The sequence below is a fragment of the Microvirga yunnanensis genome, from assembly GCF_025460875.1.
The window spans coordinates 13932-27100 of record NZ_JAMXFI010000110.1 but is presented as its reverse complement, the minus strand read 5'-3'; the positions used below and the strand labels follow the sequence as shown (position 1 = coordinate 27100).

Annotated in this window: 12 protein-coding genes and 2 pseudogenes; 9 read left to right on the top strand and 5 right to left on the bottom strand. The window is 58.8% G+C overall.

Annotated features, from left to right (window positions below):
- Positions 1–671 (top strand): septum site-determining protein MinD (minD, locus tag NF876_RS33865; RefSeq protein WP_262272520.1); only part of this gene is annotated, 671 nt, incomplete at its 5' end.
- 1126 nt (positions 672–1797) lie between these two features.
- Positions 1798–2016, top strand: a complete 219-nt coding sequence (locus NF876_RS33860) for a hypothetical protein (protein ID WP_262272519.1) — start codon at positions 1798–1800, stop codon at positions 2014–2016.
- Positions 2017–2035: 19 nt separating this feature from the next.
- Here NF876_RS33860 and NF876_RS33855 read toward each other — a convergent pair whose 3' ends face one another.
- Both NF876_RS33855 and NF876_RS33850 read right to left on the bottom strand, forming a co-directional pair.
- Positions 2036–3367, bottom strand: coding sequence for a replication-associated recombination protein A (locus NF876_RS33855; protein ID WP_210807170.1), 1332 nt, complete (start codon positions 3365–3367; stop codon positions 2036–2038).
- 267 nt (positions 3368–3634) lie between these two features.
- Positions 3635–3766, bottom strand: a complete 132-nt coding sequence (locus tag NF876_RS33850; RefSeq protein WP_371823152.1) for a DUF1127 domain-containing protein — start codon at positions 3764–3766, stop codon at positions 3635–3637.
- Positions 3767–5286: 1520 nt separating this feature from the next.
- Between NF876_RS33850 and NF876_RS33845 the strand changes: the two genes are divergently transcribed.
- Positions 5287–5427, top strand: a complete 141-nt coding sequence (locus NF876_RS33845) for a hypothetical protein (RefSeq protein ID WP_210807154.1) — start codon at positions 5287–5289, stop codon at positions 5425–5427.
- 11 nt (positions 5428–5438) lie between these two features.
- Here NF876_RS33845 and NF876_RS33840 read toward each other — a convergent pair.
- The 3 genes and pseudogenes from NF876_RS33840 to NF876_RS33830 all read right to left on the bottom strand — a co-directional run.
- Positions 5439–5603, bottom strand: a pseudogene (locus NF876_RS33840) (cupin domain-containing protein); the annotation flags it as partial.
- Between the two features lie 95 nt (positions 5604–5698).
- On the bottom strand, positions 5699–5977 hold the full coding sequence (locus NF876_RS33835; RefSeq protein WP_210807150.1) for a hypothetical protein: 279 nt from the start codon (positions 5975–5977) through the stop codon (positions 5699–5701).
- 54 nt (positions 5978–6031) lie between these two features.
- Complete coding sequence (locus NF876_RS33830) at positions 6032–6526, bottom strand: c-type cytochrome (RefSeq protein ID WP_247654309.1); 495 nt, start codon at positions 6524–6526, stop codon at positions 6032–6034.
- Positions 6527–7261: 735 nt separating this feature from the next.
- Here NF876_RS33830 and NF876_RS33825 point away from each other — a divergent pair.
- The 6 genes and pseudogenes from NF876_RS33825 to NF876_RS33800 all read left to right on the top strand — a co-directional run.
- On the top strand, positions 7262–8863 hold the full coding sequence (locus NF876_RS33825; protein ID WP_210807146.1) for an ABC transporter substrate-binding protein: 1602 nt from the start codon (positions 7262–7264) through the stop codon (positions 8861–8863).
- A 2-nt stretch (positions 8864–8865) separates the two neighbouring features.
- Positions 8866–9837 (top strand): ABC transporter permease, encoded by a 972-nt coding sequence (locus tag NF876_RS33820; RefSeq protein WP_210807144.1) that lies wholly within the window; start codon positions 8866–8868, stop codon positions 9835–9837.
- An 8-nt stretch (positions 9838–9845) separates the two neighbouring features.
- Positions 9846–10676, top strand: coding sequence for an ABC transporter permease (locus tag NF876_RS33815; RefSeq protein ID WP_210807142.1), 831 nt, complete (start codon positions 9846–9848; stop codon positions 10674–10676).
- The gene (locus tag NF876_RS33810; RefSeq protein ID WP_210807140.1) at positions 10673–12307 is read left to right on the top strand and encodes an ABC transporter ATP-binding protein; all 1635 of its coding nucleotides are present in this window, start codon (positions 10673–10675) and stop codon (positions 12305–12307) included. Before NF876_RS33815 ends, NF876_RS33810 begins: the two co-directional genes overlap by 4 nt.
- 60 nt (positions 12308–12367) lie before the next feature.
- The gene (locus NF876_RS33805) at positions 12368–12847 is read left to right on the top strand and encodes an L-2-amino-thiazoline-4-carboxylic acid hydrolase (protein WP_210807138.1); all 480 of its coding nucleotides are present in this window, start codon (positions 12368–12370) and stop codon (positions 12845–12847) included.
- A 111-nt stretch (positions 12848–12958) separates the two neighbouring features.
- Positions 12959–13169 (top strand): annotated as a pseudogene (locus NF876_RS33800) (FAD-dependent oxidoreductase); the annotation flags it as partial.

The window sequence follows — 13169 nt, the reverse complement described above, 5'->3', positions numbered from 1 at the left end:
TCATGGGGGCCGAGCGACGCGTGGTCTTTGACCTGATCAGCGTCATCAAAGGAGAGGCCAAGCTCTCGCAGGCGCTCATCCGAGACAAGCGCCTGGATACGCTGGCTCTTCTGCCGGCCTCGCAAAGCCGCGATAAGGACAGCCTGACCAACGAGGGCGTCGCACAGATCATCGGTGATCTACGCACCCAGTTCGACTGGGTGATCTGCGACAGCCCGGCCGGCATTGAGAAGGGAGCCACCCTGGCCATGCGGCATGCGGACGTGGCGGTCGTCGTCGTCAATCCGGAAGTCTCCTCACTCCGTGATGCGGACCGTATCATTGGCATGCTCGACGCCAAGACAGCCAAAGCCGAGAGCGGCCAGCGCATCGACAAACATCTGCTTCTCACCCGCTATGATCCTGTCCGTGCCCGGCGCGGCGAGATCATGAAGGTAGAGGATGTGCTGGAGATCCTGTCCATTCCGCTGCTGGGCATTGTGCCGGAGAGTGGGGAAGTGCTGCTGAGCTCAAATATCGGAGCGCCAGTGACCCTGGGCAGCCCTGGCAGTGCACCGGCTCAGGCCTATCTCGAGGCGGCGCGGCGACTAAAGGGTGAGGGCACCGGAGTTGTCATTGTGAATGATAAGCCTCGCCTGCTGCAGAGGCTGTTTGCCCGACGAGCCGCATAAACCTGTAGACTTCTCTCACAAGGGAAGGATCTGATGCTGTCTGGAAGACGTAATCGTGCAGAAGATATTCTGAAATCGGCCGATTTACGACGATTTCAGATGAAAGCCACATGTGTTCCTAAGGTTGACGTCGTGCCGGTAAGATCTTAGGTCGTCATCATTCAATTTTATGATCAGCATATGAGATGAAGCGGAACATCAAGACTTTTTCTGTTGAGATCAAGAAAACCCGCGTTCAGGGTCAGCGTCCTCACCTCCCGCCCAGGCGCCTGTCTGAGCTGACCTTGGTTGAGGCCATTGAGATTTTTCCGAAGGAAGAGCCTCAAGCGGCAGTTGAGCAAGCTCCTGCCCCACGCATCCTGCCGAGCATCGTCGAGCCTGTGTGGAGCAGTTCAGAACCCGTTGAACCTGTCCGCCGCAAGCGCTCTTCGGTTGAGACCCGTCGGGAACAGATGGAATTCGATCTGACTGCGACAGCCTTTGAGGATGCGGAAACCACACATGCAGGAGATCAAGTGCGTGGCAGAGCCGTGCCGCAGACGGACGGCGCTCTCGATGATGCCGAGGATCCACCCCCTGTCCATGACGTTCATGCTGCACAAGGCAAGGGCGTGAGGGCCGGTTCACGGAAGCCACGGAAGAAGGCTCCTGCTGTCGATGAACAGGCGATAGCATCTGAAACAATACCAGAGGCAGAACTGACTGTGCCATCGGTGGCCCCGTCGACTGCGGTCCCGCGCAGGCTAACAAAACGGCAGGCGGCCGCGGCTCAACTCCCGCGCCATGAACGCTGGAAGGGGCGCCTTCATCCCGCTGTCTGGTAAGTTTGCTACTCCGTCGGCGTTGTAGATCCATCTCGCAACGCTACCACGAGGTCCGCCGGTGGTACGCCGCGATGCCACAGGACATAGACGGTGCGATAACGGGGTGGCGCAAGGCCGGCGGCACGGCACGCCGCAACAGCCTGATCATGCGCCTTGCGAATGCTGCCAAACGGCGCCTTGTCGCCCTGCCTCCAAGCCAAGGGGCGACAGCTAAGGATGGCGCGCCAGATGATAACCAGTTTCAGGTGCGGAAAGCTGCGGCCTTTGCGCGTGGTCTTCGGCTTGGAGACCAGTCTTGGCCCATGCTTCGCGCGTCGTCGGGCCAAAGCGAAGCGACGCTGGAGGGCGCGGTGGAGAAGATCGTGCCCCTCATCATCCGGGTTCGCACCACGCTGCTCCGCATCGCGCAAGGCCGTCCTCAACCGTGCGATCCGCCAGGCCGGAATGATTTCGAAAGGTGCAGTGTTCATCTCGTTCCGCGCTTGAATCGTTTCTCACCTACCCTGCAGGTGCAGAAGTGACGCAATCCTAGGTTTCTCCTCAGCTGCTGCCGGGTTCTTCCTGCCATTGCTGTGGCTGCGGCTGACCGGTGACGCGCTCCCACCAAGCATCAGCTCGTGCCTCGAACGTCTGACTGCCCCGGCCATCACTCTGGTAGAACTGACCAAGCTCAATGCCGGGGGCGTAGGTCTGCTCAACCCAGCCACGCGGATCGTCATGCGGAAACTGGTAGCCGACATGGCCCAACTTGGCTGCTCCGGCATAGTGCCCGTCCCTCAGATGTGGAGGCACCGGGACCATGGGCTCCGATTTGACATAGGCCATTGCGGTTCCAATGCCGCGGCAGGCCGAGTTCGATTTCGGTGCCCGGGCGATGTGCAAAGCGGCATGGGCCAGGACGATTTGGGCTTCCGGGTAGCCAACATGCTGGACGGCCGTTAGAGCAGCTGCGGCAGTCTGAAGGGCCGTGTTGTCAGCGAGGCCGACATCCTCCGATGCGTGGATGAGAATGCGACGAGCGATGAAGCGAGGATCCTCACCGGAATGGATCAGCCGGGCCAGCCAGTAGAGGGTGGCGTCTGGATCCGAGCCGCGCATCGACTTGATGAAGGCGGAGATCGTATCGTAGTGATAGTCGCCCTTGCGATCAAAGGGCAGGGGAGAGGCCTGATAGACCTCATCGACCATGCCGCCAGTGATCGAGATGACTGAACCGGATTCGGCTCCGAGCACCAATGTCTCAAGGGCGTTCAACACGCGGCGAGCATCTCCTCCGGCTCGACCGACGAGTTGCTTTATAGCCTCGCCATCAGGATGAACGTGTAGATCCTTGTGGCTCGCGAGGAAGGCTACGGCCCGCTCCACCACCTGCTGCAGATCCTCCAGTGAGTGAGGCTCCAGCTGGAAAATGGATGCACGAGAAACGAGGGCAGGGGTGAGCACATGATAGGGATTGCCCGTTGTAGCGGCAATCAGATCAAACGTGCCGGTTTCGGTGAGATCGAGGAGATAATCCTGCTGTGCGCTGCTGAAGCGATGGATCTCATCAATGAACACCAGGACGTCCTTGGCCTGAGCCTCGTGTGCCACAGCCTTGATGTCGGAAACGTTGCTGCTGGCCGGGTGCAGGGAGCGGAACTCCTTCTTCATCTCCTGGCCGATCGCCCGGGCAATCGTGGTCTTGCCTACCCCGGGCGGGCCAAAGAGGATGACCGTGCCGAGACGACCAGCTCGGACGCGCCGCCGCAAGGGCCCGTTCGGGCCCAGGATATGCTGCTGTCCAATGAGTTCGTCGAGAGTCTGCGGGCGGATCTCGGCGGCGAGCGGCTTCGGGCGCTGCTCCTGGGCCTTGGATAAGAGGTCAGCTTTCATCATGGAAGTCGAAGCTTTGAATGATCAGGGGCTTGGGTGCGTAGCGGAGAAGGATTGATAGAAGCCCGAATGTGAGTTTCTGGGCCTCTTTAGCACGTGAAGGTCAGCGAACGACACACGAGAGTTAATTGGGCTTAGGGTTGGCGAAGCGCTCAAGCAGGATTTGGCTGGAACAGAGCTTCAGGGTTCTGGCCTGTTTCGCGATATCCAGAAATGCGAAAGCCCGCCGGAGGGCGGGCTGAGCATCACCTACGAAGCTGAAGCAAGTTAGGCTGCAGCCGCCGAAGTGCGTGCGACGTTGTGAATGTCGTACCGGACGATGCCCAGATCGCTGAGCTCACGATCACCAAGCTGCGACAGTTCGCGAACCGTCTCGCGATAACGCAGATACGCACGGATTTGGGAGAGGATGTAAGTTACGAATATGTCTTGCCTTTAGGTGCTAACTGCCTCGTCCAGCGAGGAATTTCTGATTGTCTGTGATGGAACTTATATGGGTTTGGAGCACCTCATTCGGGAGTGATCATGAAGGAAAGTGAGTTATGCTTTGTAAGCATACCGACCGTAGCCGTATTCCTATAGGCAAGCTGCCATACGACCTTACTCTGGCCCACTTTCAGAATAGCCCGCAGAGTCGGATGTGCTCATCCGCCCACGCAGCCGTACAGGCCTGCTTGGATGCGATGGGTTACTGGGACTTATGTTAATCCTGAATCGTTGCCACGAGCTCTGGCCTATTCTCGGCTAGCCAGTGCATCGCATCAGATTGGCTGATGCTGCAATCGAGCGCATTCCAGATGGGATCCTCGAGTGACTCCTCCCGCAGCCGCGTGGCGGCATAATGGACCAGCTGATGGAGACCCTCGTAGCCAGGGTGCGCCTCGAGAGCGTCGGCAACCCACGTGCTGGACCAGCCTTGCTTGGCTCAGTGCAGAAGGCTCTGCCGGTCAGCCTCGACAAACCATGGCGTCGCGTCGAATTCGATAGCCAGTGCATTGTCGGCAGTATGGCACAAGGCTCGGATCATCACCCACCTCCCGGATCAGCAGTCCGGCACCTAGTCTACCACACGCCAGCGTCAAGACTGTATTGCTACAGCTGTGTTCCCAAGCGCAGGTAGGGCGCGTGCAGATGAGAGGACTATTGGATCACAGACGGCCAAGCAGCAAAAAGGCACGGCCGCTTCCAGACGATAAAATGATCCCGTGTGGCAAGGCCGAGGTCTGGATCTCGTTCCAGTCGAGCGATCTGCGCGTCAACCGCCCTGAGTTTCTGCTCAAGCCGCGCTATCTCACGTTGCGCAAAGGAAACACCTTTCTGCTTTTTCGCTGGCATGTCGCACCCCAACCCTTGTGGTAAGGGCTCATTAACCAGTTTCCTAGAAGGCTGCTGTGCCCTGACGCACGCAAGTGCACGTCCGATGAGGAGATTCGAGGGTAGAGGAACGCCCTCCAGGATCAGCGGGACGAAATCCGCGAACGGGCCCTCCGCGCCTTCCAGGTAGCCTGACGCCTCTGACATCAGCCACCAGAAGTAACCCCCGTGCAAGAACCATAACCTCAAGGGATTGTTGATCTATCCCTTGGAGAGTTGTTCTAAAATACGACTCTATCCCTTTGAGTTCATTGCGACTTGGCGTTGGGCATCTACGCTTGAAGGTGGTCTCCAAAGGAGCCACAAGCGTGGAACGGGTGGTGGTAACGCGTACAGGGGATGATGTCTGGTCGGTCTCGCACGACGGGCGAAGTATCTCAGTTCACTCCACAGAGGAGCAGGCACTCTCCGCGGCGTTTGCCTTGGCATCCAAACGCAAGCGGCAGGGGTTTGACGCCGTTGTTGTGATTGCACGAGAGAGATGAAGATGATGACGCGCTCATGCCAATGGTCCTATCTGTCGTCTGTTGTCGGATTTCCTCAACATGGCTGACGATGATAACAAGCTCCTGGTGGCTCGTCCAAAGTCGCCGGCCAATGACAGGCTGTCGCGCGTCCTCGAATGGTTCGGTTTGCTGGTTGCCCTAGGTGTTATCGGCTGGGCCCTCGTCTACACGCTCGGTTAATCGCCGAGAGGCAGATGCGCCTTGGCCCGGGCTCCGGGAGGCATTCGCAGCCGATGCAGGCAGATGCCGCGCGAACCGACGCTCTCCCCCGAGATCCCGGCGAAATAGGTGAGGCCCTGGCGCCCCTCATAGCTGCCGTTGCCCCGCACGATGCGACAGGTATCTTGGCCCGCCATCGTTTCGCTCCTCAATCCTCAAGGAGGGCTTCGCGCTGGAGAGCGAATACCCATGGCGACGCCCGCCAACCGGCTCCCTTCAGAATGCTATGGTGCTAACCGAAAGCTTCAATCTTCTCGTCGTTCGGAGAGAAGTCGGCTGCAAGCGTCTGCTGCAGGATCTTGTCGCGGATCATCCGCTTCATGCCCCCGACCCTGCGGGCCATGGCATAAACCCGATCCTGCAGGGCCGTTACCTTCGCAATGACCTCAAACGGCGGCTCCGGTGGGAGCGGCCGCGCGAGGTGCGCCTCCAGCTCAGCCAGCAGGTCCGCAATCCCTGTGTGGTCGTCGCGCAGCCGCTGCAGTTCAGCCTCGAGCATGTCCGATGTCATATGCGCCTCCCCGGGATTGCCGGCTTCTGGATTGGGGTGCTGTGCTCCAGGTGGCTACTGGGGCATGACCACCGTCAGGTACGGGGCTGAGGGCTTCTCGTTCGCCCCGACCGGACCAGGTACCTGGTTCCTGATCGGCTTCAGGCTCTTGAGATAGCCAGCCAGAGCCCGGGCATCGCTATCCGTGAGCTTGCCGTACGAGTGGTAGGGCATGACCGGCACAAGCTGACGTCCATCCGTCCTGACGCCGGTTCGCACCGCCTTGATGATGTCGGCCTCACTCCACTTGCCGAGCCCTGTCTCGAGATCAGGGGTCAGGTTCGGTGGGTAGAAGATGCCGAGCCCGGGAATTTGGAAGCCAACCTCCGATCCAGCCAGAGGACGCTGCAGATCGGGTTTGCCGAGGAAGGTGCCGGGCGTATGACAGCCGGTGCAATCCATGATGGTCACCAGGTACTCGCCGCGCTGAGTCTGGCTCTGCGCGAGGGCCGACGGGACGGACAGGAGGAGGCTGCAAGCTGCCAAAGCGGCCGAGAACATGGATCTCATGGAGCTTCTCTGGCTGAGGTTGAACCCAGCCAAAGTGCCAGATGTCATAGGGGAGTGAAGTGCGCAGAAGGTGTAGATCGGCGACTGCACCTGTTACAGACTTCTTGTCAAAACTCTCCAAGGATCGACTGAGACGATGCTAGCGCGGAATATGGCTTAGAGATCGGTTTGACCGCGCTCGCTGACATTACCAGGTTCCATAAGATATGTTGAACGAATTTCGTGTGTGGCCGCAAAGTTAGAATGTCCTGATCGTGCAAACTAGGAATGTCACACCTCCCTGAACCGACGGGCATGGGAATGTGGCATGGGCTGGATAGAGATAAGCGAGCGGGAGATTCGCCGCGTTAAGGTGCTGACATCGGTGCGGTGAGTTCGGCTTAATCGCGAGACCGCCTCGAGCCGCAAAATATAGCTGGTGGATCTTCTACCGTTCGTTCTTTATACAGAACTGAACTTCGCATTTTTAATCAAACCTGAGCGTTTATACATTTGTTGAGAACGCACTAGAATGCCTTGGTCTATTGTAGTTATGTTTCATCGAATTACAGCTCCTGGAAGGAAATACAAATCCATCTTCAATCTCTGAGCACCCCAGGGGTGAGGGAAAATCACAAAACAGCACGTGAAATGTTTGCTTCTTCCTGCTGAGTTCTTTTAACAGAACAAGACTGTTGACTCCAGCACCGGGAGCGCTAGGGTCCTTTCGGTTTTCGGCTATTAAGGACCTCTGCTATGCGCCTCACCCGTCGTGATGCCTTGCTCTCCGCGAGTGCCACCCTCTTCAGCCCTCTCTTCTCTCGCATGTCCTTTGCCCAAGAGACGCCCAGGCGTGGCGGTGTTCTGACGGCCCACCTTGGTTCGGAACAGCGCATCCTGAATCCGGCTCTTCGTGCTTCGACGGGTGTCTATCTGATCACCAGCAAGATTATGGAAGCACTCGTTGACTTGGATTCGAAGGGCAATCCAGCCCCGGTCTTGGCCACTAGCTGGGAGGCCACACCGGACGGAAAGACCATAACATTCAAGCTTCGCCAAGGCGTAACTTGGCATGATGGCAAGCCATTCACGGCTGCTGACGTCCAGTACACCGCCATGGAGATGTGGAAGAAGCATCTCAACTATGGCACTCAACTCCAGCAGTATCTTGAAGCTGTCGATACACCGGACCCGCACACGGCTGTGTTCCGCTACTCACGGCCGATGCCGCTCAACCTGCTCCTACGTGCTCTCTGCGACCTCGGCTATATCGCACCGCGCCACGTGTTCGAAGGAACCAACATCCTTGAAAACCCTGCCAATACGGCTCCTATCGGGACGGGACCTTTCAAGTTTGTCCAGTATGAGCGGGGCCAGTTCATCATCGCTGAACGGAATCCAAACTACTGGCGCAAAGATTTTCCTTATCTCGATCGTATCGTCTGGCGTGTGATCACGGACAAGTCTGCAGTGGCTGCAGCCCTCGAGACTGGGCAGATTCAGCTCAGCTCCTACAACGGCTTGTCGCTGTCGGACCTTGACCGTCTGAAAGAAGACGAGCGCTTCGAAGTTTCGACGCGCGGAATTGAGGCCAATGCCTTCAACAACACGCTTGAGTTTAATACCCGCCGGAAGGAGCTCGCGGACGTGCGGGTCCGGAGGGCCATTGCCCATGCCATCGATGTGGAGTTCTTCATCGAGAATTTCCTTTACGGCCAGGCAAAACCGGCAACAGGACCGATTCCGTCCTCGTCACCGGCCTTCTATCCCGGTGGCACGCCTCCCTATCCATTTGACAAGAAGAAATCCGCCGCTCTCCTCGACGAGGCAGGGTATAAGCCCGGCGCGAATGGAACGCGCTTTACGCTGAAGCTGGTCCCTATCATGAACGGCGAGGATGTTCCTCTTCTCGCCACCTTCATTCAGCAATCGCTCGCCGAGGTTGGCATCAAGGTCGAGATCGTGCAGCTCGACATCGCGGGCGCTCTTACGACAGTCTACCGCGACTGGAACTTTGATCTTGCCACAGGCTGGCACCAATATCGCGGGGATCCGGCTGTCTCCACAACGGTCTGGTACCGCTCGGGCTCACCAAAAGGAGCACCTTGGACCAACCAATGGGGCTGGCAGTCCGACAAGATCGATCAACTGATCGACCAAGCTGCCACGGAGATTGATCCTGCAAAGCGCAAGGCTCTCTATGCCGAATGGGTGAAGGCTGTGAACGAGGAGATCCCGGTTTGGATGATCACCGAGCGGCAGTTCTTCGCAGCCACGAGCAAGCAGGTCCGCAACCACCACAACGTGCCGCGCTGGGACTCCAGCGACTGGCATGATACCTGGATTGCCGCATCCTGATCATGCGCGTTCTGCTTCTTGCCCTCCGACGTCTCGCCGCCAGCTTGCCGACATTGTTCGTGCTGCTGGCGGGGCTGTTCCTGCTGCTGCAGCTTGCCCCTGGCGATACGGTTGACGCCCTCGTTGCCCAGATCGGCGGGGGCGATCCGAGGATGATCGAGGAGTTGCGGCAGTATTATGGGCTAGACGTTTCCGTGGCCGTACAACTGGGGCGCTATGTTTGGCGACTGCTTCAGCTCGATCTTGGATTCTCCGCAATCTACGGCAAGCCGGTCTCCGAGGTAATCCTGGAGCGCCTACCCGCGACCCTTCTTTTGATGGGCTCGGCCTTAAGCTTTGCCTTCGCAGCAGGAATGGCACTTGGCGTGCTGGCAGCACGGCGCGTCAACCGGTGGCCGGACACGCTCATCTCGACGCTCGGGCTTGTCTTCTACGCCACACCATCCTTCTGGTTTGGCCTGATGGGTATCGTCATCTTCGCGGTGAAGCTCGGCTGGCTGCCGGCTGGCGGGTTTGAGGAGATCGGCGCAGGCTATACAGGGCTTCGACGGATTGTCGACATCGCATGGCATCTCCTCCTGCCGACGCTGACCCTGGCCCTTATCTTCCTGGCAACGTACCTTCGGATCATGCGCGCCTCGATGCTGGAAGTGATGAATCTTGATTTCGTCCGAACCGCCCGGGCAAAGGGCCTGAGCCCGCGTCGCGTCATCACCGGGCATGTTCTCCGAAACGCGCTCCTGCCAATGGTCACCCTCGTTGGCCTTCAGGCTGGAACGATGCTCGGCGGTTCCGTGGTCGTGGAAAGCGTCTTTGCCCTACCGGGTCTCGGGCGATTGGCCTATGAGGCTGTTGTGCAACGGGACCTCAACACCCTTCTCGGGATTGTCTTCGTGTCGGCCCTGCTCGTGATCCTGATCAACTTTATCGTTGATCTACTGTATGCGCGCCTTGATCCGCGCATTGTGACCTGAGGGCTGCCATGGATGCCCTAAAGCGCCTTGTTCGGAGCCCGACCGCTATCGTTGGGCTTTTCCTGCTTCTTCTGGTGGTCGGCATGGCACTCAGTGCGCCGGTCCTGTTCCAGAAGGATCCTCTCGGACTTGCCGGGCGCCCACTGCAATGGCCCTTCACCAATGCACGCTTCTGGCTCGGCACCGACACTACAGGACGAGACATCGCCGCCCAAGTTTTCCATGGCGCCCGTGTTTCACTTCTCATCGGCATTGTCGCCACCCTTCTGGCTGTCACGATCGGAGTCGTGATCGGTGCCATCGCGGGGTACTATGGCGGTATTGTCGACGATGTGCTTATGCGGATCACGGAAGCGTTCCAAACGCTCCCAAACTTTCTCCTGCTCCTCGTGCTGGTCGCGGTGTTCGGATCCGACATCAAGACCGTCACCATTGCTATCGGTCTTGTGTCCTGGCCGGCTGCGGCCCGACTCACCCGAGCAGAGTTCCTGTCGCTCAGGAGCCGCGAGTTCGTTCAGGCGTGCCGTACCCTCGGCATGCGTGACCTGCAAATCATTTTCCGCGAGATCCTGCCCAACGCCCTGCCGCCTGTCATCGTCTATGCCAGCGTCATCATGGCGGTGGCGATCCTGCTGGAAAGCGCCTTGGCCTTCCTCAACCTGTCTGATCCCAACATCCCTTCATGGGGTAATCTCATCGGCACTGGCCGGTCGGTTCTTCGGACGCAGTGGTATGTGTCTGCCATTCCGGGTCTGGCGATCCTACTGACTGTGCTTTCGGTCTCCCTTGTTGGACAAGGGCTGAACGATGCCCTCAATCCGAGGCTGAGGCGGCGATGAAAACCCTATTATCGATCGAGGGTTTGACCGTTGCGCTGCCCCCGGGGGCCGACCGGCTGCATGCACTCGAAGAAGTCTCCCTTGAGCTCAAAACCAACGAGATCCTCTGCATTGTCGGCGAAAGTGGGTCCGGCAAATCAATGATGGCTGGCGGCATCCTGGGTCTCTTACCGGAAGGGGTCCAGGCAACGGCTGGAAAGATCCTGCTCGAAGGTGAAAATCTTCTGACGCTGAGCGATGCAGAGATGCGAAAGATCCGTGGCGCCCGAATCGGCATGATCTTTCAGGAGCCGATGACCGCCCTGAACCCATTGCGGACGATCGGTGACCAGATCGCCGAAATGTTCCGCATACACACAAACCTCAACCGGGCCGAAATCGCACGGCGAGTGACCAATCTGCTGAAGGATGTCCACCTTCCGGATCCGGAAGGAGCCCAACGAGCCTACCCGCATGAGCTGTCCGGCGGCCAGCGTCAGCGGGCAATGATCGCGATGGCGCTGGCGCTTGAGCCGCGCGTCCTTATCGCAGATGAGCCGACCACCGCACTCGATGTGACAACCCAAGCCCAGATCCTAAAGCTCATCCGGGAACTTCAGGAGCGCAAAGGAACAGCGGTTTTGTTCATTACCCACGACTTCGGCGTGGTGGCTGAGATTGCCGACCGAGTCGCCGTGATGCAGCGTGGCAAGCTCGTAGAGGCAGGGAGAGCAGAGGATGTTCTCAATCGGCCAGAACATCCCTACACCAAGGCACTGATCGCGGCTGTTCCGCCCCTCGCGCCACCACTGCCGCAGGATGTAGCAGCAGAGCCAATTCTGCGGATCGAGCATGTCTCGAAAACCTACCGCAAAGGAGGGCTGATAGGCCGGAGCCGGCGCGTGACGCATGCGGTGCAGGACGTGAGCCTTAGTCTGCCGCGTGGTGGGACACTCGGAATTGTAGGGGAGAGCGGATCGGGGAAGTCGACCCTCGCCCGCTGCATCGTACGGCTGCTCGATCCAGACTCGGGATCGATCCGCCTCGGCGATACCGATCTCGCAGCCCTCTCGCGCAGAGCAATGAGAGAGCAGACACGACACATCCAAATGGTGTTCCAGGATCCATTTGCATCACTTAATCCACGACGCCGGGCCGGCGAACTGGTCGCGCAGGGACCGATCATCCACGGGGAGGCGCCCGCACGAGCCTTGGCCAAGGCCAAGGAAATGTTTGCCCTCGTAGGCCTCGATCCTGACGCTACTGAACGATACCCGCATGAATTTTCTGGTGGGCAGCGTCAGCGCATCGGACTAGCCCGCGCCCTGGCCCTAGAGCCCCAGGTGCTGGTCGCGGACGAGCCGGTCTCAGCGCTCGATGTCTCTGTTCAAGCACAGGTTCTGCGCCTGCTTGCAGACCTACGCCGCCGACTGGGCCTATCAATGGTGTTCATCACCCACGATCTGCGCGTCGCCGCGCAGATCTGCGATCGCATTGCTGTCATGCAGGGCGGCGTGGTGGTTGAGGAGGGCTGGACCGCTGAGGTTTTTGGGGCGCCACGCCATTCCTATACGCAGGCCTTGCTGGCCTCGGTTCCAGGGCGGGACTGGGTGCCGCCTGTCCAGGCAGACGCTTTATTGGCAGTATCTTGACTCAATTGTGCAGGATTACGGCTCTCCATTATTCTACACCCACTCTGCAGGAGCACGGTTATGTCCCAACCCCTTCCGATCATTGAGCGGCGGCGCATCGAGGCGGAACTTCTCAAGGAAGTGTATGAAACCCTCACCGAACGCTACGGCAAGGACAACGCCAAGCAGCTCATCGCGGAATCGGTGCGGCGATCTTCAATCAAACAGGCGGCACAGTTCGCGGCACAAGCTGAGGGTGGGACCAGCCTTCAGAGCTTCATTGACATCCAGTCCAACTGGACGGCGGAAAATGCGCTTGAGATCGATCCGGTCTACCGGGATGAGAGCCGGTTCGACTTCAACGTCACCCGCTGTCGCTACGCCGAGATGTACAAGGCCATGGGTTTGGGTGAGATCGGGGGGCTTCTGTCCTGCAATCGCGATGGATCCTTCTGTGATGGTTATGATCCCAAACTGAAGATGACGCGAACCCAGACGATCATGGAAGGAGCCTCCCACTGTGACTTCCGCTACCGCTATGAAGCCGACCAAGCCATTTAATCATTGCGCATGATGGCGCTGGCGAGCCCTAACGTGGATCGAAATCGCATATTGTCCGAACACTATGCTACCGAGCTGTCCCATGCGGGGCTTCTCGCTCACGAGGAGCACGTGCGCCGTGATCTGGAAATGCTTGGGTTTCCCGCTGCCAGTTGGCCCGCTGAGACGACACGATCGGATGGAATCCCCATTACAGATGTTGTGGTCGTTGGTGCCGGGATGAACGGGATTGCGGCGGCCGCAGCCCTAATCTTCAAGGGCGTTCGCAACGTTCGGATCCTTGAACGCAACCAGGCTGGCAGGGAAGGGCCTTGGCTAACAT